Consider the following 20,021-nt stretch of genomic DNA (forward strand, 5'->3'; position numbering starts at 1 on the left):
ATTGAAAAAACAAATTTTAAAAACACACAAAATGAAAATATCATTTAAATATATATCTTATTTTTTCCTACTTGTTTTAGGATTAAATATGACGCTTACTTCATGTACGAGCGACTTGGATGTTACTCCGGGAGATGATGATGAATTTTTATCAGAGCAGTTCTTTCAGGATCCGGCATCATATAAACAAGTTCTAGCAAAATTATATGCAGGTTTGTATGTTGGAGGTAACGATGGTGATGGTCAGCCAGATATTTCTGGGATTGGAGGAGATTTCAGCAGTTATTTACGTTTACTTTTTGTAACACAGGAGTTCACTACAGATGAAGCTATTATTGCCTGGGCTGATGGAACATTACCTACGTTGAATTCTCAAACCTGGTCTCCGGCAAATGAATTTTTAGCAGGAACTTATTCAAGAGCATTCTATGAAATTAGTGTTGCTAATGAATTTTTGAGACAAACTACTGATGAAAAACTAACTGCAAGAGGTGTTGATGCTAATTTAAAAGCTGACATTGCTGCATTTAGAGCTGAAGCACGTTTTTTAAGAGCGTTTTCATACTATAATTTAATGGATTTGTTTGGAAATGTACCAATTACAACTGAAGCAGATCCAGTTGGTTTCTTTTATCCTGTACAAAAATCAAGAGCTGAAGTTTTTGCTTTTGTTGAAGCAGAATTAAAAGATTTAGATAATAGCCTGGCAGCTCCAAGAACAAATGAATACGGAAGAATTGATAAAACAGCGGCTAAGTTTTTATTAGCTCAGCTTTATTTAAATTCAAAAGTTTACACTGGAGTTGACAAATTTAATGATGCAGGTACTGTGTGTGCGGATATCATTAATAATTCAGGATACACATTTGCAAATGTTCCTTACAGTTATTTATTCTCTGCTGATAATGATGTGAATGGTGCTCAGTCTGAATTTATTTTCCCAGTTATCAGCGATGGAAATGCTATCAGAGCAACTGGAGGAGGAATGAGTTTTATCCTTCACGCTTCAATCGGTGGAAGTATGGATGCATCTTCTCGAGGTATGGATGGTGGATGGCAGGGAATCAGAACTCGTAGAGAGTTTGTGAATTTATTCCCTGATGAAACGGCAACTGGAGATAAAAGAGGAACATTCTACACTAATGGTCAATCTAAAGACATTAAAAATGTTGGAACATTTACAGACGGTTATGCTGTGACAAAATACATCAACAAAAAATCTGATGGATCTGCAGCACAAAGAAATGATATTCCTGATACTGATTTCCCAATGTTCAGATTGTCTGATGTGTACTTGATGTATGCAGAAGCAGCTGCTAGAGGAGCAGCATCTGCAAATACAGGAACTGCAGTTGGGTATATTAATCAACTTCGTACCAGAGCAAATGCAGCAACAATCAATGCATCTCAATTAACTCTTGATTTTATTTTAGATGAAAGAGGAAGAGAATTATTCTGGGAATGCCACAGAAGAACAGATTTAATTCGTTTTGGTAAATTTACTGGAGCCTCTAAAATCTGGCAATGGAAAGGTGGTTCTATAAATGGAATTGCTACAGAATCTTATAGAGATTTAATGCCAATTCCTTCTAGAATCATACAAGCAAACCCAACTTTAAAACAAAATCCAGGATACTAACTAACCTTATAAAAATATTAAAAATGAAAAATATACATAAAATCTTAATCGCTTTCATCGGTGTTTTAGCAGTTTCGTGTAACGCAGATGACGTAGAAGACAGACCAGTAATTGAAGCAGCGACTGCGCCGGTATTATTGACACCTAAATCTGATTTCACTATTGTACTTTCTAAAGAAACAGAAAATGAAGTGGCAACAACAGTTGTGTGGAATGACGCAGCATACAGCGGATCATCGACAGTTGTAAACTATACAGTAGAAGTTGCAAAAGCAGGAACAAGCTTTGCAGCACCTGTAACTGTTACAAATACAACTGAAAGATTTGTAGCTTTAACGGTATCTGAATTAAATTCAGCATTAGTTAACGGAGGATTTGTTGAAAAAGAAGCAAACAAAGTTGATATTCGTATTAAAGCTGTTGTAGGTGCTTCTGGACTTCCTCAATATTCTAATGTTTATACTATTACAGCTACTCCTTATCACGTACCATTAGCTAGCTCCCACTGGTTAGTTGGAGCTGCAACTCCAGGAGGATGGACATGGGCTGGTGATGCTGAAACTGAATTTCCATTAGTAGTTGGTACAACAAATGTTTATAAAGTAACTATCGTTCTTAAAAGCGGAGAAGCATTTAGAGAATTCTTAGGAAATAACTTTACAAGCGATGGTAACTGGGATTCTAGTCATAATTATACTTACTATTCAGGATTAGGATTTACAATCGATCCAGAGTTAGCAAATGCAGGAGATGGAGACAGTAACTTTAAATATACTGGACCAACAGGACCAAGAGTTTTAACAATTGATAATGGTGCAAAAACTATAACATTAGACTAGTTTTTAATGTAGTTACACAAAAGGGCTATCTCCAGATAGCCCTTTTTTAATAATTAACCTAACCGAATTATTATGAAAAAAACTTTACTATCAATATTTCTTTTATTGTCAGTGGCAGGTTTCGCACAATTGCAAACAGTCACTTACTCTATAAATCCATCAACTTTTGAAGATACTACACCAATTACGATAACAGTTAATGGTACAAGTATTAATGAAAGTACTTGGGGGGTAACGGGGAATGCATTGTATCTTTGGTCATGGTCTTATGATGTAAATGATGCAAGTCAAATGGATTCACCGTCTAATGGCTCTTGGACTGTTTCGGCTGAAGCTAGTAAATTTACCTATAATGCAGGAACAGATACTTACACAAAAACATTTACACCTTCGGTATATTTTAATAGAAACGGAATTGGAAGGATAGGATTTCTTATTAAAGCAAAAGACGGATCTGGTACAAAACAATCTCAGGACATTGTTGTTGAAGTTGGATCTTTTCAAGTAAATCTAACTTCTCCTGTAGAGAATAGTGCTGCAATTATTGCATCAGGATCTAACTTTAACATCACAGCGACAAACACAAACGGAAATGCAAGTTATTCTTTAAAAGCAAATGGAGCAGTTATTAATACAAATGCAAGTACTACAAGTTATTCGTATTCTCATACTAATATTGCCGATAATCAAAGCTATGAATTGAGTGTAACTCAGGGAGCCGTTACGATTGTAAAAAAGTTTTCGGTTGTAGTAGATCCTAATACAGTTTCTGCAGCGATGCCTGCAGGTTTGGTTGATGGAATTAATTATAATACTGCAGATGCTTCAAAAGCAACTTTGGTTTTAGATGCACCTTTAAAAGATTTTGTTTATGTAGCGGGAAGTTTCAATAACTGGCAGCCAACTTCGGCGTATGCCATGAAAAAAGATCCAACTTCTGGGAAATTTTGGCTGGAATTAACAGGCTTGATTTCTGGTGTAAATAATACATATCAATATTGGGTTGTAGATGCTACACCGCTTGCAAATTCACCTTCAATGGTAAAAACTGCCGATCCGTATTCAACTTTGGTTTTGTCTCCTTATGATGATCCGGGAATTCCTGCAGCCTCTTACCCAAATATTCCTTCTTATCCTGCAGGACAGCAATTTGAAGTTACGGTTCTTAAAACAGGTCAAACTCAGTATAATTGGCAGGTTGCAAATTTTACAAAACCAGAAAAAGAAAAATTAGTAGTTTATGAAGTTTTAGTTCGTGATTTTGATGCGGCTCGTAATTATCAAAGCTTAATAGATAAGATCGATTATTTTAAAAACCTTAAAATAAATGCTGTCGAGTTAATGCCGGTAATGGAATTTGAAGGCAATGAAAGCTGGGGGTATAATACTTCATTTCACATGGCTTTGGATAAATTTTATGGATCATCAGATAAATTAAAAGAATTGATCGATGTATTTCATCAAAACGGAATCGCGGTTATTCTTGACGTGGCGTTAAACCATGCTTTTGGAAGAAACCCAATGGTGAGAATGTGGATGAATGATCCTGATGGAGATGGTTTTGGATCTCCAACAGCTGAAAATCCTTATTTTAATATGGCTGCAAAACACAGTTATAGTGTTGGAGAAGACTTTAATCATCAGTCACTTAAAACGCAATATTATGTTAATCGTGTTATTAAGCAATGGATTGAAGAATATAAAATTGATGGTTTCCGTTGGGATTTAACGAAAGGATTTACGCAAGCTTGTACAGCATCTGATGAATCTTGTACAAACGGATATCAGCAGGATAGGGTTGATATTCTGAAAAAATATGCTGATTATTCATGGAGTTTAGATCCAACACATTATACCATTTTTGAACATTTAGGAACTGATGCTGAAGAACAGCAATGGGCTAATTATAGAATTGCAGAAACACCAAGTAAAGGTATTATGATGTGGGGAAAAATGACAGATCAGTACAATCAATTATCTATGGGATACGCTTCTGACAGCAATGTTTCAAGAATGTTAAGTTCAAATCGTGGTTTTACAGCAAACCGTTTAATGGGTTATGCAGAAAGCCATGATGAAGAAAGACTGATGTATAAAAATGTGCAGTACGGAGCTTCAAATGGTTCATACAATGTAAAAACATTAAATACAGCTTTGTCTAGAATGTCTGCTATTGGAGCAGTTTCTTTATTGGTTCCGGGGCCAAAAATGATTTGGCATTTTGGCGAATTAGGATGGGAAAAATCTATTTATACATGTAATGATGGGACTGTAAATGATGCTTCAGGAACAATATCTGGAGATTGTAAATTAGATACAAAACCACAGCCGCAATGGGTAAACAATTGGTTAGGAGATTCAAATCGTAATAAAATCTATAACGATTGGGCAAAAATGATTACGCTAAAAACTGTCGAGCCGGTTTTTTTAGGAACTGCAGCAATGACAAATGCTAATTCATTGACGGTAAACATTAAAATTACAAATGCCAGTTTAGTTTCAACACAATTAAAAGATGTTGTGATCTTAGCCAATTTTGATACTTCAGCACAAAATGTTGCAACAGGCTTCCCGTATACAGGAACATGGTACAATTTAATGGACAATACAACAATAAATGTTGCCGACGTAAATGCTGCGATAAATTTACCAGCAGGAGAATACAGAATTTATGGTAATAAAACGGCAAATCTTGCTATTGAAGATTTTGAAAAAGGAAATACAGTGAGTTTATACCCAAATCCGGTTTCAAATTACTTTACTTTAAATACGGCCTTTACAAAAGTTCAGGTTTATTCAATTTCTGGTCAATTAGTAAAAAGTTTTGCTTCAAATGGTAATGCTGATTTTCAATTTGGCGTAAGCGAATTACAAACAGGATTCTATATCGTAAAAGCTTCAGATGAAAATAACAAAGTTCAGGTAATGAAGTTTATCAAAAAATAAAACTTGGAAATATATCTAAAAGATTAAAAATTTGGTTTGGTTAGTAATGAGAAAGGGCTGTTCTATTGAAAAATAGACAGCCCTTTTCTGGTTTAGTTATTTATTGTTTTTGTTTATTTCTTTTTATCGTTGTATTCTCCAATCACGGCAAAATAACCAAAAGTGCCTAAGCCCAAAACGATAAGAGGCGTTAGAATAAAAAGAATAATAATACCAAAGACTAAATCATCTTGCTGGTCTGATAATAATTTAGGTAAGCCAAATTCAAACACGCAAAAATAAGCGGCTGCAACTGCTAAAATAACCCATAAAACGCCTAAAACTTGTTTGATTTTGTTCATGTTCTTAAATGTTAAAGATGATTAATTTTATTTTTGTTGTCTATGTAAATCATTCCAATCACAAAACAGACTGAAGCAATAATAATAGGATACCAAAGGCCGTCAAGATAAAAATCACTTTTTCCGGCTGCTTTTGCATGTGTTACAAAATAAGTTGAAATCGCCGGCAGCAAACCTCCAAAAATTCCATTTCCCACATGATAAGGAAGTGACATCGAAGTATACCTGATTTTAGTTGGAAACATCTCAACCAAAAACGCAGCAATCGGCCCATAAACCATTGTAACAAATATAACCTGAATGAAGACTAAAAAAATTAATGTCCATTCATCACTGGAATTGATGCTGATAATAATATTGCTTTGAGATTTCTTTTTATTAGCAAAATCTGTCTTCTTTTCTATATACTTAGTTCCATCAGTATAGATTTTTGAAACTGAGGTAACTGCATCATTGTTTTTTGCTGTTTCAACATTTTGAGTTCTTTTTTCTACGATTTCGGTTTTGTAATTAACATCAGTTGTGTTGTACATCATCTTATATATAGGCCTGTAAAACAAAATAGCGAGCAGCATTCCAGACATCATAATATATTTTCGGCCCACTTTATCACTCAGCCACCCAAAAACAATAAAAAAAGGAGTGCCTAATAACAATGCAATTCCGAGTAAACTGTCAACTTGAGAAGACTCAATATTCATTACAGTTTTCATAAAACTCATGGCATAGAACTGCCCGGTGTACCAAACAACACCTTGTCCCATTGTGGCACCAAATAGAGCCAGCAAAACAAATTTCAGATTATATCTGTTTCCAAAACTTTCCTTTAGCGGATTTGTACTTGTAGTTCCTTCCTTTTTTGCTTTTGCAAAAACAGGCGATTCATCCATATTTTTCCGAATCAAATAAGAAATCCCAACCATAACAATAGAAACCCAAAAAGGAACACGCCATCCCCAGGAATCAAAAGCCTCGCTTGAAAGTATATTTTTAGTAGCCAGAATTACCATTAAAGAAATAAATAAACCAACAGTTGCAGTGGTCTGAATCCAGGAAGTCCAATATCCTTTTTGGCCAACCGGAGCATGTTCGGCAACATAAGTAGCCGCGCCGCCATATTCTCCGCCAAGTGCCAAACCTTGCAATAAACGTAAAATCAAAACTAATAAAGGTGCAAGAAAACCAATGGTTTCATAACTTGGAATACAGCCTATTAAAAAAGTAGAACCTCCCATTAATAATAAAGTAGCCATGAAGGTGTATTTTCGGCCGATAATATCTCCCAATCGTCCAAAAAATAAAGCGCCAAAAGGTCTAACAACAAATCCAGCGGCAAATGTGGCTAATGTAGATAAAAATGCTGCTGTTGGATTATCACTCGGAAAGAATTTAGTTGAAATCACAACGGCCAAACTTCCAAAAATATAGAAATCATACCATTCAATCATAGTTCCCATAGAAGAGGCTGAAATTACTTTCCAAATGCCTTTAGTAGAAGTTTTACCCATAAAAAACGTTCTGTGTTTTTGATAATAAATAAAAAATTAAAATACGATTTCACGAATATAAAAGATATTTTGTTATTTAGTTGGTACTTTTTTAACAAAATATGTTTAATTATTAACTTTCTGTTTTTTTGGTAATTAAAAGTTTACAAAGAGAGAAGATAAAGGGAGGTAACCGCAAAGCACACAAAGAAAAAACGCAAACTTTTGCGTAAATCCTAGCGCTCTTTGCTGTTAAATTTCAGGAAAATATAAAAACAAAAGAGGTTGTATCAAAAGTCGACACAGCTCTTTTATAATTATTTTGTTTGTTTTTAGTGACTTAATTGATCACTTTTTGATATCCGATTTATCATTCCATAGGAATGTTTCATAGTAGAAAAAAAATAAAGATCAGCTGCATTTGCGTTCCGTAGAAACGTTTGATAGGTCAGATTCTTAAAAAACAATCTCAAAATCAAACGTTTCTACAGAACGTAAACCATTATAACATATAATTTTTCTACCAATGAAATGTTCCTACAGAATAAGGAAACATGTAAAACACCAAAGAGGCTGTCTCGATTTTTGATACAGCCTCTTTGGTGGTACCCCCAGTCCCGAGGCTTCGGGAGAACCAGTGGTACATTATGATTTTCTTTTAGATAAAATGTCTTTCAAAATAGAAGGGCCAGCTATTATTTTATTGTTAAAGAAGAAACATAGAATTTTTCCTTTTTAGGCTAACTAATATTTATGCGTAAATTTTATCAATCCACAGGTTTTTGTATTGATCCACAACTTGCCAGTCATTGGTAAAAATTTTTTTTTGCGAACCTTTGCGGTTAAAATATAAAACAAAAAACCCGAATATTGCTATTCGGGTTTTGGTGGTACCTCCAGGGATCGAACCAGGGACACATGGATTTTCAGTCCATTGCTCTACCATCTGAGCTAAGGTACCGTGTGGTGCTTATTGCGGGTGCAAAGATAGAATCATTTTTCGTTTATCCAAAACATTTTTTTAAAAAAATCAATTCGTATCTTCGCAATGGTAAAAAAATAAATATGACTTTAGCAGTTGATGTTGGAAACACTCGAATTAAAGCAGCTGTCTTTGAGGGAAGTACTGTTCTTGAGAATTTTGTTTTTGAGAAAAACGAACTCGAAAAAAAAATCACAAAAATTCTGGATAAATTTCAAAACTGCTCTGATTTGGTTGTCGCTTCAGTTGGGAATGTCGAAAAACAATCATTTTTGACTTTCGAAAATCAACTCAACATTCATTTTTTTACCCATGAAGATATTTTTCCCTTCACCAATAAATATGCAACGCCAAAAACGTTAGGAATCGACAGAATGATTTTGGCTGCCGGAGCAACTTTACAATTTCCGAAGCAAAATAGATTAGTAATTGATGCCGGAACTTGCATAACCTACGATTTTATCGACGAAAATGATAATTATCTGGGCGGTGCGATTTCTCCGGGACTTCGTTTGCGTTATGAATCTTTACATAATTTCACAGCCAGACTGCCTTTGTTAACTTTAGAAACGCCTGATTCCTATATAGGAAACTCGACTGCACAGGCCATTCATTCTGGAGTTGTTAATGGGTTCGTCTATGAGATTGACGGTTTTATCGATGAATATCGGGCAAACTTTTCAAATTTTATAATAATTTTAACGGGAGGCGATGCAGAATTTTTGGCTAAACGATTAAAAAATACCATATTTGCCAATTCAAATTTCCTTCTGGAAAGTTTGAACCAAACATTTCAATATAAAATCGACAATGATTAAAAAAATTATAATAAGCGCTTGTCTGCTTATCTCGTTCGTTTCATTTGCTCAGCAAGGTACTTCGTCGCCATATTCTTTTTACGGAATTGGGGATACAAGATTTAAAGGAACTCTTGAAAACAGAACCATGGCAGGAGTTGCGGTTGAACAGGATAGTATTCACCTGAATATTGAAAATCCGGCAAGTTATGCCAGTCTGGGTCAAACTACTTTTTCTGTTGGAGGAACTTTTGGAACTAATACGATAAAAAGCAGTACAGAATCTTCAAAAGCACAAAGATCAACTTTCGATTATTTGGCATTAGGAATACCTATGGGAAAGTTTGGAGCTGGTTTCGGTTTGGTTCCTTTATCATCAGTTGGTTATAAAATTACGGATATTAATACCGGAGAAAATGAAATTAGCAGCCAGCTTGAAGGAAAAGGCGGTGTTAATAAAGTATTTTTTGGGTTAGGATATAAAATTACGCCAAAGTGGAATATTGGAGCAGATTTACAGTACAATTTTGGTAAAATCACAACAACTACTATAGAGGCTGTAAGTGGTGTGCAAAATGCAACCAGAGAAACAAACACATCTGAATTATCTGGTGTGAATTTTAATATTGGTACAATGTATCAAACTAAAATTACTAAAAAGTTAAACATTTATACTAGTTTAAACTATACTTTCGGCAGTACATTAAATTCAGTTAGTACAAGAGTGACTGAGGTTGATGGAGATCCGGATGCAGTAACTGAAGATCCCGTAGACACAGAATTAAAACTTCCAAATAAATTAACTTTCGGAGCTGGTATCGGACAGGCAAGAAAATGGTTAGTAGGTACAACACTTGCTTTTCAGGGAACAGGACAGCTTGCTAATGATTACAACTCAAGCCCAAATGTTAGATATGAAAAATATACTAAATATGCTGTAGGGGGTTATTATATTCCAAACTATAGCTCATTTGCAAGTTATTTTAGCAGAATTACCTATAGAGCAGGTTTAAAATATGAAAAACTTGGTTTAATAGTCAATAACGAATCAATCAACGATGTTGGAATGTCATTAGGAGCAGGATTCCCAATAACAGGAACTTTTTCAAATGTAAATGTTGGAGTTGAATTTGGTAAAAGAGGAACAACTTCTGCAGGACTGGTTCAGGAAAACTATATGAACTTCAGCGTAAGCTTCTCGTTTAATGACAGATGGTTTGTGAAGAGTAAATTTAATTAAACTTAAATTTACATGGTTTTTTAACCTCGTCACAATTTATTACATTTGGCAGATGAATTTACCAAAGAGATATATTATAAACGTTGTCACAGTTATTGCTGTGACACTGTTTTTTGGATGCGAAAGTAATTTTAAGGATGTCCAAAAAATTAACTTCTCAGAGTTCGTTCCAGGAAGTGATGCAGATACCGTAAACATAAAATATACAGATTCAGGAAGAATAACCGGCGTTTTAATAAGTCCAAAAATGCTTGATTATTCTAATCTTGACTTTCCTTTTACAGAATTTCCTAAAGGACTCGATGTTACTTTATACGATAAAAAACAAAAGCGTACTTTTATAAGATCAAATTATGCTGTTTCATACAAAACTACCGGTATAATTGATTTGCAGGGAAAAGTTAAAATTACATCAGAAGCAGGTCAGGTTCTGGAAACAGAACAATTGTATTTTGATCAGAAAAATGAATGGTTTTACACCGAAAGAAAATTTAAGCTTACAGATGCAAAAGGGGTTTCTTACGGTCAGGGAATTGATTTTAGCAAAGATTTTAAAGTGATTAATTCACAGCGAATAAGCGGTGAAATCGAATCAAATGATGATAAAATATAAATTATGGGTTACTTAAAATATACACAATACGTTTACATAGCATTTGCAGTTTTCTTTATTTACGACGGTGTGACCAAGTTAAATGAAGGAAATGAAAATTATCCGTTAAGCTTTTTAATTGCAGGAATGGCAATTTTTATGTTTTTCTTTAGAAGAAGATTTACCAAGAGATTTGACGATCGTAATAAAAAACAATAAAAATGGAGATTAGTATTATAATATTATGTTTAATACTATCAGCTTTTTTTTCAGGAATGGAAATAGCTTTTATTTCCTCAAATAAAATTTATCTTGAAATTGAAAAAAAACAAGATAATTTTTTGTCCCAAATTCTAACTAAACTTACCGAAAATCCTTCAAAATTTATTGCGTCAATGCTTATTGGGAACAATGTAGCACTCGTAGTCTATGGATTTTATATGGGAGATGTTGTGCTTCACTGGATAATTGGTTTTGGGTTTCAATTTTCTTATTTAACGACAATTTTGGTTCAGACTTTAATTTCAACTTTTATAGTTTTAATAACGGCTGAATTTTTTCCGAAGGTATTTTTTCAAATTTATGCCAATTCATTAATTAAGGTTTTTGCAGTTCCGGCGTATCTTTTCTATCGGCTGTTTTACTATATCTCCACATTTTTTATCTGGATTTCAGATTTTGTTTTGAAGAAATTTTTCAAGACAGAAGGCGATCAGGTGCAATTATATTTCAGCAAAATAGAGTTAGGTAATTATATCACAGAGCAAATGAATTCTGTTGAAGATGATGACGAAGTCGATTCAGAAATACAGATTTTTCAAAATGCGTTAGAATTTTCTGGTGTAAAAGCGCGCGATATTATGACGCCGCGTACAGAGATTGTTTCGATAGATTTATTTGACACAGTATCAGATCTAAAAGAACTTTTTATTGAAACAGGATATTCTAAAATCGTGGTAAGTCAAAATTCTCTAGATGATATTGTGGGATATGTACATTCATTTGATTTATTTAAAAAGCCGAAAGCTATAAAATCGGTTTTAATGACTGTTGAATTTGTACCGCAAACCATTTTAATTAAAGATGCTTTAGATCTTTTAATTAAAAAACGAAAAAATGTTGCCGTAGTTTTAGATGAATACGGAGGAACTTCAGGAATTATAACCATAGAAGATATAGTTGAAGAGCTTTTTGGAGAAATCGAAGATGAGCACGATTTAGACGAAGAATTGATCGAACAGGAATTAGGAGAAGATAAGTATTTGTTTTCGACACGATTAGATGTTGAGTATTTAAACGAAACCTATAAATTGATGATTCCGGAAGAAGATTCTTACGGAACATTAGGAGGATTTATTGTAAATTCGACCAAAGAAATTCCGCAAAAGGGCGAAAAAATTGTAATTGGCAAGTATCATTTCGTGATAGAACAGGCGTCAAACAACAAAATTGAATTGGTCAGATTGACAATAAAAGAGTGAATTTTTAAATAATTAAAAAAAATTGTGTAAAATAAAACGCTAGTTGTATTGTTATTAACTAGATAATTGTATTTTCGCAAACTGAATATAAAATTAACGATAATTAAAATGGCAGTTTTAGCAAAAATTAGACAGCGTTCCGCTTTATTGATAGGAGTTATTGCACTTGCATTATTTGCATTTATAATACAAGATCTAATCGGTAAAGGAACATTTAGTCAAAGTTCAAAAGATGTAGGAAGCATCGATGGAAAAGATATTTCATTTGAAGACTTTAGAGTTAAAGTTAGTAATCTTGAAAAAAGTGGTCAAGGAATTACTTCCACTGAAGCTGCAAACAGAGTTTGGGATCAAGAAGTTTCAATCGCATTATTGTCAACTCAGTTTGATAAATTAGGATTGAGAGTTGGTGAAAAACACTTAATTGAAGTTTTAAAAGCAGATCCTAATATTGGAAAAGCTCCTATGTTTTTAAACGCAGCAGGAATGTTTGATGTTACAAAATTTAAAGACTATATCAAAACAAATCCTGAAGCGGCTCAATTTATTGCTGCAAAAGAAAAAGACGCTGAATTAAACGCAAAATTTCAAATTTACAATACTTTAATAAAATCTGGACTTTATACAACTGCTAGTGAAGGAAAGCTGAAGTATGAAATGGAAGCTAACAAAGTAAACTTTGCTTATGCCGGAGCTTTATATTCGTCTATTAAAGACAGCGAAGTAAAAATTTCTGATTCAGATATCGTAGATTATATGAAGAAAAACGAGAAAAAATTCAAAGCGGATGCAACTCGTGAAATTCAATACGTTTTAGTTGAAGATAAAGCTTCTAAACAAGACGAAGCTGATATTAAAGCTAAGATTACTGCTTTATTAAACGGTAGGGTAGAATACAATGCAAAAACAGGTAAAAACGATACATTACCAGGTTTTAAAAACGCAACTAATATTGCTGAATTCGTAAACGCAAATTCTGACGTTCCTTATGATTCTACATATGTTCCTAAAAATGCTTTACCAGCAGTAGATGCTGATAAATTATTCAGCTTACCTGCCGGAGCAATTTACGGGCCTTATGTATACGGAAAATATTATGCTATTTCTAAATCTTTAGGATTTAAAGCTGGTGTTAACGCAAAAGCAAGCCATATCTTAATTGCTTATGAAGGTTCTCAAACTCCATCTCCAAAAGAAAAAAGGACTAAAGAAGAAGCTAAAGCTAAAGCTGAAGAAATTTTAGCACAAGTTCAGGCTAATCCAGATAGTTTCATGATGCTTGCTTTCACAGCTTCTGATGATTCATCTGCACAGCAAGGAGGTGATTTAGGATACTTTGGTCAAGGCCAAATGGTAAAACCATTCAATGATTTTGTATTCAATAACGGTATTGGAAAAATTGGTTTAGTAGAAACTCCATTTGGTTTCCACATTATCAAAGTTACTGACAAACAAGACGGAATTCGTTTAGCTACAATTGCTCAAAAAATCGAGCCTTCTGAAGCTACTTCTGATAAAGTATTTACATTAGCAACTAAATTCGAAATGGAAGCTGCAGACAAAGATTTTGCTGCTACTGCAAAAGAATTAGGTTTAAAAGTTGCAGCGCCGGTTTCTGCAAAAGCTATGGATGAACAATTTGGACCATTAGGAAACCAAAGAAACATCATTAGATGGGCGTTTGATAAAGAAACAAGTACTGGAGACGTAAAACGTTTTGAATTAGCTAACATTGGCCATGTAATTGCTCAGTACAAAAGCGAAAACAAATCAGGTTTAGTATCTGTTACAATGGCAAGACCTTATGTTGAGCCAATCTTGAAAAACAAGAAAAAAGCTGAAATCTTAAAAGCGAAAATGACAGGTTCAACCATCGAAGCTATTGCAAAAAGTGCTGGTGTAGCGGTTCAGCAAGCGGCAAACGTAACTCTTGATAATCCGGTTTTACCTGGTGGTGTTGGACAAGAACCAAAAGTAGTAGGTAATGCATTTGCTTTAGCTGCAAACAAAATTTCTGCTCCAATTGAAGGAAACACTGGAGTTTATGTTGTGAAAAACATTAGCACAGTAAAAGCGCCTGCAATTGCAAATCATGCTGAATATGTTGCTAAAGTAAAAGCTCAAAGCGCATCAGATGCAAACAGAATTTTACCAGCGTTGAAAAACAATGCTAAAATTGAAGACAACAGATTACAATTCAATTACTAGTTTAGTAAAATAAAATTATATTCAAACCCGAAACATTCAACCGAATGTTTCGGGTTTTCTTTTTATAAGTATTTCTTATAACTGTTTTGTAGTAAATACTTTATGTGTTTTTCTTAACTATATGGGAATAATGGAAATATAGTTTAAAAAATTTGTGATATTCAAAATATTACAGTTAATTTGTCGGAATTTTAGTTGTAACAAGGTGTGTTTTGTTTACAAGATGTAAATAAAAACTGAGAGAGAATGATGAACAAATACTTTAAAAATTGGGGCATTTAATGTTTATGTTTAATCTATTGAGAAAAAAGCCTAAAGTGTATTCCAAAATTGAGAATCATATTTTTGGAATAATTACGGAACTTTTGAAAGTGAGCAGTACTGACATCAATGTTGATGAATTAGGAGGTAAGTATTATTTAAGCAATGAAGAACAGCATTTTAAAGTTACAATATTAAGTAACGATTATGTCATCAGGCTTACTAATACTCGCGATTCTGTGGCTGAAAAGTACGATAAGGTTTTTGTTGAAGATGTTTTAAAAGCAGTAAAAGAAGAAAAACATCGCAGAATGGAATTGGTTTATGATTCTATTACGAATAGTATAGAAAAAATGGCCGAACGCCTGCACAACACGCTTATCAAATCGAATGAACAGGAAAACGAAAAAGTTCGACGTCTGGAAGCAGAACATGTTAGTGATCAGAAAGTAAATTTTTAATTTTAGTTTTTGATAAAATTAATTACTCCTGTAAAATCATTTCATTGTACGTTAGAATTGTATCATAACCTTTTGATGCAAAATAATTTTTTGGATTTTCTTTAGAAATTACCATTACAAAATCTCCGCCCCATGCGCCAAGACTTTTAACTGTACCATTAAAATCAGGAAAAGCGATTTCTTTAATGGTTTGTATTTCCAGAATATTACTTAAATGTATTTCGTGTTTTTCTACAGCATGTGCAAACTCTTTTAGAGTTTTAGCATTCAAAATGGCATGTGTTATTTTATTGTTTTCAAAAACACTTTTAGCCAGATTTTGATGTTTGTGCTTGTTGTAAGCATGTATTGCTGCTTTGCTGTTTTGCTTTTTATTTAGATAAACAAAGAAAATATTTTTTGTAAAATCCGGATTAAAAGTAACAGGTTCAACAAAATTATTTTCTATTCTGTATATAATAGGAGTATTGTTTTGCGCGCAGGCTATGTCATAACCGCTTCCGCCGAAACTATTTCTAAGAAGTGTAAAAGCATTAATTTTTGTCCATTGCGCAATATTGTTAATCAAAGTCGACGATGTTCCTAATCCCCAATTTCTTGGAAAAGTTAGGTTTGTTGTAATTTTATATCCTTTAGACTGCTGAATAAAATCAGGATTTAAAACGTATGCTTCGTGAAGTATATTAATTAAGGTAGTTTTTACAGTTTCAATCTCAGAATCTGAATTATTAATAACTTCTTCAAATGAAATAGAAGTTTCAAACCAAAGATTGTTATCGTAGTCGTAGCTTTTCCATTCTATTATTTGGTTTTCGCCATTTTCAACAACTAAACTTTGACCAAATTTTGTTGGTAATGCAAATGCATCTGCACCATCTAAAACTAAATATTCTCCAGAGATGAATAGTTTTCCGTTACTATAAAAGGTTGTGTTCATACTTCAGTTTTAAAAAATCCAATCCCGAAATATCGGGATAAACTCCAAATTTCAAAGATTATTGGGATTTGGAATTTTACTTAAAGACTATATTTTTTTGGAATTTTTATTTATTTTATTTTCTTAAACTTTCAATAAATTCAACTACAGCACTATGTGAAACGGCAGTTTTCTTAAAGTGAGTTTTAATTAAATGACGTTCTTCGTCTGTAGCTTCAAACTGATTGATGATATTATTTAGGTGCATTTTCATATGTCCTTCCTGAATTCCAGTTGTGGTTAAAGAACGCAGCGCTGCAAAATTTTGCGCTAAACCGGCAACCGCAGTTATCTCCATTAATTCTCTTGCAGAAGGTTTTTCAAGCATATCTAAACATAATTTTACTAAAGGATGTAATGAGGTTAATCCGCCCACAGTTCCTAATGCTAAAGGAATTTCAAGCCAGAAAGTAAAAATTCCGTTTTCGATTTTAGCGTGCGATAAACTTGTGTACTGACCATTTTTTGAGGCATAAGCATGAACTCCGGCCTCAACCGCTCTAAAATCATTTCCTGTTGCTAAAACTACTGCATCAATACCATTCATGATGCCTTTATTGTGTGTTACAGCTCTAAAAGGTTCTACTTCGGCAATTTGAACAGCCTGAACAAAACGTTCTGCAAATTCCTGCGGATTTGTAATATGTTTTTCTGCTAATTCTTCAATTGGGCAGGAAACTTCGGCTCTTACGACACAATTGGGTACATAATTAGATAAAATACTCATAATTACAGTCAGCGTATCTTTTTCAGAAAATAAAGCAGAATCCAGAAATTCCTCTTTTAAAGTCGCTGCAAATTGTTCTAAACACGAATTAATAAAATTCGCACCCATGCTGTCTTTAGTTTCAAAAGTGGCATGAAGCTGATAGTAATTTTCGAGTAAATTACACTTGTCTTTTAACTGAATATCTAATATACCGCCGCCGCGTTCCTGCATGTTTTTGGTAATGCTTTGAGTATCAGAAAAGAATTTAGGTTTTATTTGTTGAAAGAATGATTGCAGTTTTTCGGCATCTCCATTGAAACTAAAATGAACCTGGCCAATTTTTTCTGTATCAATTATAGTGGCTTTAAAACCTCCTCGTGCAGCCCAAAACTTTGCTGCTTTTGATGCTGCTGCGACAACAGAGCTTTCCTCAATTGCCATTGGGATTGTTTTATATTTTCCGTTGATTAAAAAATTGGGTGCAACTCCAAGCGGGATATATAAATTGGTAATTGTGTTCTCAATAAATTCATCATGAAGCTGTTGGAGCTTTTCATCTGAATTCCAGTAATTTCTTATAATATTTAAAGCCTCTCCGGGAGTCGAAAAATATTCGTTGGCGATCCAGTCAATTTTTTCTTTTTTGGATAATTTAGAAAATCCGGCAACAGCGTTGTTCATTCTCAATATATTAAATAATAATGTTGCTGCAAAGATACTATTTTAAGAGTTTTGATTGTAATCTATTTCAAACATGGAGGTACGCAATCGTTATTTTTTTTAACATTTAACACTTAAAATGTGTATTATGTTTATTTTTTTCACTAAAATTGGGCTCTTTTTATATTTAAAATAATTATAATGAATACAAGTAAAATTAGTGTAGTACTTTTATTTATAGTTGCATCGGTTTTTGGGCAGCAAAAAATAACGGTCGAAAATATTTATGGCGGGGCATTTCGGACAAAAGGAATGGACGAATTGCAATCGTTAAAAAACACAAATCAATATACGGTCTTAAATGTTGATCAGGCCAGCAAGACAATGCAGATTGATTTATACGATTTTGCAACCCTAAAAAAAGTATCGAACCTTATTGATACTAAAAACCACGCAGCACTTCAAGACGGAATTGACAGCTATACCTTCGATGCTTCAGAAAAAAAGATTTTAATTGCTTGTAATTCTAATCAAATCTTCCGTCACTCTTTTACAGCAGACTATTTTTTATACGATATCGCTTCCAAATCATTAACAAAACTTGTTGATTTTCAAATTCAGGAGCCAACTTTTTCTCCAGATGGAACTAAGATTGCTTATGCTAAAGAAAACAATCTATATGTTTATGATGTAGCTTCAAAAAAATCAACAGCAGTTACTACTGATGGAAAGAAAAACGCAGTCATTAATGGTATTACGGACTGGGTTTACGAAGAAGAATTTGCTTTTGTCCGCGCATTTGACTGGAGTAAAGACAGTAAAAAATTAGCTTACATTCGTTTTGACGAAAGCCAGGTTCCTGAGTTTTCGATGTCAATCTTCAAAAAAGATTTATATCCAACAATCGAAACGTTTAAGTATCCTAAAGCCGGAGAAAAAAATTCTGAAGTTTCATTACATATTTATGATGCAGCAGGAAATGCGTCTAAAAAAGTAGATTTAGGAAATTATAATGATTTCTACATTGCAAGATTACAATGGACAAATGATGGCAATACATTGTCTGCACAGGTTTTAAACCGTCATCAGGATAATCTTGATTTGTTATTTATTGACGGAACTACAGCTGCTGCAAAAGTAGTTTTGAATGAAAAAGACAAAGCTTACGTAGATGTTACAGATAATTTGACTTTCTTAAAAGATAACAGTTTTATCTGGACAAGCGAAAAAGACGGTTTTAATCATATTTATGTGTATGATAAAACCGGAAAACTTAAAAATCAGGTTACAAAAGGAAACTGGGAAGTTGTTTCTTACTACGGTTTCGACGAAAAAACAAAAACTATTTTCTACCAATCTACAGAAAATGGTTCTATCAACAGAGATATTTACAGAATTGGTTTAGACGGAAAAAACAAAACCCGTTTAACTACAAAAGTGGGAACAAGCGCAGCAACTTTCAGCCCTAATTTTGAATATTTTATTACAACATTCTCAAGTAATTTAGTACCTACAACGTATACTTTAAACGAAGCAAAAACAGGAAAAGAAATTCAGGTTATCGAAAATAATCAGGCTCTTGCTGATAAATTAAAAACGTATAACCTTCCTGCAAAAGAATTCTTTGTTTTAAAAACGGCTAAAGGAAACGAATTGAACGCATGGATTTTAAAACCAAAAGATTTTGATCCTTCTAAAAAATATCCTGTTTTCATGTATCAGTATTCTGGTCCTGGTTCACAGCAGGTAAACAACGATTGGAACAACAGCGATGATTACTGGTTTTTATCTCTTACGCAGCAAGGTTACATCGTAGCTTGTGTTGACGGAAGAGGAACTGGTTTTAAAGGTGCTGATTTTAAAAAAGTAACACAGAAAGAATTAGGAAAATACGAAGTTGAAGATCAAATTGATGCTGCAAAAGTAATTGGAGCGTATCCTTATGTTGATGCTTCAAGAATTGGAATTTTCGGATGGAGTTATGGAGGTTTTATGGCTTCTAACTGTATTTTCCAGGGGAATGATGTATTTAAAATGGCAATCGCTGTTGCTCCGGTTACAAACTGGAGATTTTATGACAGTGTTTATACAGAAAGATACATGCAGACTCCGCAGGAAAACACAAGCGGGTACGATCAAAACTCTCCTATAAACCATGTTGATAAATTAAAAGGTAAGTTTTTATTGATTCATGGTTCTGGTGATGACAACGTTCATGTGCAGAACTCAATGCAAATGATGGAAGCATTAATCCAGGCTAATAAGCAATTTGAATCTCAAATATATCCAGATAAAAACCACGGTATTTATGGCGGAAAAACGAGAGTTCAGCTTTATAATAAAATGACTAATTTCATCAAAGAAAATTTATAATCTAAATATATTAACCTAAATAATTAATG

15 protein-coding genes and 1 tRNA gene are annotated in these 20,021 nt (G+C 33.5%); 11 read left to right on the forward strand and 5 right to left on the reverse strand.

From position 1 onward, the window contains the following. The first annotated feature begins 31 nt into the window (after positions 1-31). The 3 genes from AABD74_RS06795 (at position 32) to AABD74_RS06805 (ending at position 5,424) form a co-directional block, all read left to right on the forward strand. On the forward strand, positions 32-1,639 hold the full coding sequence (locus AABD74_RS06795) for a RagB/SusD family nutrient uptake outer membrane protein (RefSeq protein WP_406845058.1): 1,608 nt from the start codon (positions 32-34) through the stop codon (positions 1,637-1,639). A gap of 23 nt (positions 1,640-1,662) precedes the next feature. Continuing rightward, positions 1,663-2,478: a SusE domain-containing protein gene (locus AABD74_RS06800; protein ID WP_232677106.1), complete on the forward strand. Its 816-nt coding sequence runs from the start codon at positions 1,663-1,665 to the stop codon at positions 2,476-2,478. A gap of 72 nt (positions 2,479-2,550) precedes the next feature. After that, positions 2,551-5,424, forward strand: coding sequence for an alpha-amylase family glycosyl hydrolase (locus tag AABD74_RS06805; protein ID WP_406845059.1), 2,874 nt, complete (start codon positions 2,551-2,553; stop codon positions 5,422-5,424). Between the two features lie 113 nt (positions 5,425-5,537). On the opposite strand, the gene AABD74_RS06810 is transcribed toward AABD74_RS06805, so the two are convergent. The 3 genes from AABD74_RS06810 to AABD74_RS06820 form a co-directional block, all read right to left on the reverse strand. Next, a complete protein-coding gene (locus AABD74_RS06810) occupies positions 5,538-5,765 on the reverse strand; it encodes a DUF6814 family protein (RefSeq protein WP_232677085.1) in 228 nt (75 codons plus the stop codon). Positions 5,766-5,776: 11 nt separating this feature from the next. Beyond that, entirely contained in the window at positions 5,777-7,273 is a 1,497-nt protein-coding gene (locus tag AABD74_RS06815; RefSeq protein ID WP_406845060.1) for an MFS transporter, read from the reverse strand. Between the two features lie 864 nt (positions 7,274-8,137). Further along, positions 8,138-8,213: transfer RNA gene (locus AABD74_RS06820), tRNA-Phe, on the reverse strand. A 104-nt stretch (positions 8,214-8,317) separates the two neighbouring features. On the opposite strand from AABD74_RS06820, the gene AABD74_RS06825 reads away from it, so the two are divergent. From AABD74_RS06825 to AABD74_RS06855, 7 genes are all read left to right on the forward strand, one after another. After that, complete coding sequence (locus AABD74_RS06825; protein ID WP_232677071.1) at positions 8,318-9,052, forward strand: type III pantothenate kinase; 735 nt, start codon at positions 8,318-8,320, stop codon at positions 9,050-9,052. After that, entirely contained in the window at positions 9,045-10,271 is a 1,227-nt protein-coding gene (locus AABD74_RS06830; protein ID WP_406845061.1) for a hypothetical protein, read from the forward strand. The genes AABD74_RS06825 and AABD74_RS06830 overlap by 8 nt, the downstream gene beginning before the upstream one ends. 52 nt (positions 10,272-10,323) lie before the next feature. Next, positions 10,324-10,884 carry an LPS export ABC transporter periplasmic protein LptC gene (lptC, locus tag AABD74_RS06835; RefSeq protein WP_232677055.1) on the forward strand — a complete coding sequence of 187 codons (561 nt, stop codon included), beginning with the start codon at positions 10,324-10,326 and terminating at the stop codon, positions 10,882-10,884. A 3-nt stretch (positions 10,885-10,887) separates the two neighbouring features. After that, on the forward strand, positions 10,888-11,082 hold the full coding sequence (locus AABD74_RS06840) for a hypothetical protein (RefSeq protein ID WP_232677042.1): 195 nt from the start codon (positions 10,888-10,890) through the stop codon (positions 11,080-11,082). A gap of 2 nt (positions 11,083-11,084) precedes the next feature. Then, positions 11,085-12,344 (forward strand): hemolysin family protein, encoded by a 1,260-nt coding sequence (locus tag AABD74_RS06845; protein WP_406845062.1) that lies wholly within the window; start codon positions 11,085-11,087, stop codon positions 12,342-12,344. A gap of 108 nt (positions 12,345-12,452) precedes the next feature. Continuing rightward, positions 12,453-14,552: a peptidylprolyl isomerase gene (locus AABD74_RS06850; protein WP_406845063.1), complete on the forward strand. Its 2,100-nt coding sequence runs from the start codon at positions 12,453-12,455 to the stop codon at positions 14,550-14,552. A gap of 317 nt (positions 14,553-14,869) precedes the next feature. Beyond that, the gene (locus AABD74_RS06855) at positions 14,870-15,274 is read left to right on the forward strand and encodes a hypothetical protein (protein ID WP_232677015.1); all 405 of its coding nucleotides are present in this window, start codon (positions 14,870-14,872) and stop codon (positions 15,272-15,274) included. A gap of 22 nt (positions 15,275-15,296) precedes the next feature. Here AABD74_RS06855 and AABD74_RS06860 read toward each other — a convergent pair whose 3' ends face one another. Continuing rightward, the gene (locus tag AABD74_RS06860) at positions 15,297-16,211 is read right to left on the reverse strand and encodes a GYDIA family GHMP kinase (protein WP_406845064.1); all 915 of its coding nucleotides are present in this window, start codon (positions 16,209-16,211) and stop codon (positions 15,297-15,299) included. A 115-nt stretch (positions 16,212-16,326) separates the two neighbouring features. Further along, on the reverse strand, positions 16,327-17,640 hold the full coding sequence (locus AABD74_RS06865; protein WP_232677011.1) for a hydroxymethylglutaryl-CoA reductase, degradative: 1,314 nt from the start codon (positions 17,638-17,640) through the stop codon (positions 16,327-16,329). A 180-nt stretch (positions 17,641-17,820) separates the two neighbouring features. On the opposite strand from AABD74_RS06865, the gene AABD74_RS06870 reads away from it, so the two are divergent. Continuing rightward, positions 17,821-19,992, forward strand: a complete 2,172-nt coding sequence (locus AABD74_RS06870; RefSeq protein WP_406845065.1) for a S9 family peptidase — start codon at positions 17,821-17,823, stop codon at positions 19,990-19,992. The last annotated feature ends 29 nt before the right edge of the window (positions 19,993-20,021 follow it).

Source organism: Flavobacterium soyae (assembly GCF_045348165.1).
GTDB lineage: Bacteria > Bacteroidota > Bacteroidia > Flavobacteriales > Flavobacteriaceae > Flavobacterium > Flavobacterium soyae.

Excerpts from the sequence above, each read along its gene's own strand:
- AABD74_RS06795 (WP_406845058.1), top strand. The coding sequence starts at position 32 with ATGAAAATATCATTTAAATATATATCTTATTTTTTCCTACTTGTTTTA.
- AABD74_RS06800 (WP_232677106.1), top strand. The coding sequence starts at position 1,663 with ATGAAAAATATACATAAAATCTTAATCGCTTTCATCGGTGTTTTAGCA.
- AABD74_RS06805 (WP_406845059.1), top strand. The coding sequence starts at position 2,551 with ATGAAAAAAACTTTACTATCAATATTTCTTTTATTGTCAGTGGCAGGT.
- AABD74_RS06810 (WP_232677085.1), bottom strand. The coding sequence starts at position 5,765 with ATGAACAAAATCAAACAAGTTTTAGGCGTTTTATGGGTTATTTTAGCA.
- AABD74_RS06815 (WP_406845060.1), bottom strand. The coding sequence starts at position 7,273 with ATGGGTAAAACTTCTACTAAAGGCATTTGGAAAGTAATTTCAGCCTCT.
- AABD74_RS06825 (WP_232677071.1), top strand. The coding sequence starts at position 8,318 with ATGACTTTAGCAGTTGATGTTGGAAACACTCGAATTAAAGCAGCTGTC.
- AABD74_RS06830 (WP_406845061.1), top strand. The coding sequence starts at position 9,045 with ATGATTAAAAAAATTATAATAAGCGCTTGTCTGCTTATCTCGTTCGTT.
- lptC (WP_232677055.1), top strand. The coding sequence starts at position 10,324 with ATGAATTTACCAAAGAGATATATTATAAACGTTGTCACAGTTATTGCT.
- AABD74_RS06840 (WP_232677042.1), top strand. The coding sequence starts at position 10,888 with ATGGGTTACTTAAAATATACACAATACGTTTACATAGCATTTGCAGTT.
- AABD74_RS06845 (WP_406845062.1), top strand. The coding sequence starts at position 11,085 with ATGGAGATTAGTATTATAATATTATGTTTAATACTATCAGCTTTTTTT.
- AABD74_RS06850 (WP_406845063.1), top strand. The coding sequence starts at position 12,453 with ATGGCAGTTTTAGCAAAAATTAGACAGCGTTCCGCTTTATTGATAGGA.
- AABD74_RS06860 (WP_406845064.1), bottom strand. The coding sequence starts at position 16,211 with ATGAACACAACCTTTTATAGTAACGGAAAACTATTCATCTCTGGAGAA.
- AABD74_RS06865 (WP_232677011.1), bottom strand. The coding sequence starts at position 17,640 with ATGAACAACGCTGTTGCCGGATTTTCTAAATTATCCAAAAAAGAAAAA.
- AABD74_RS06870 (WP_406845065.1), top strand. The coding sequence starts at position 17,821 with ATGAATACAAGTAAAATTAGTGTAGTACTTTTATTTATAGTTGCATCG.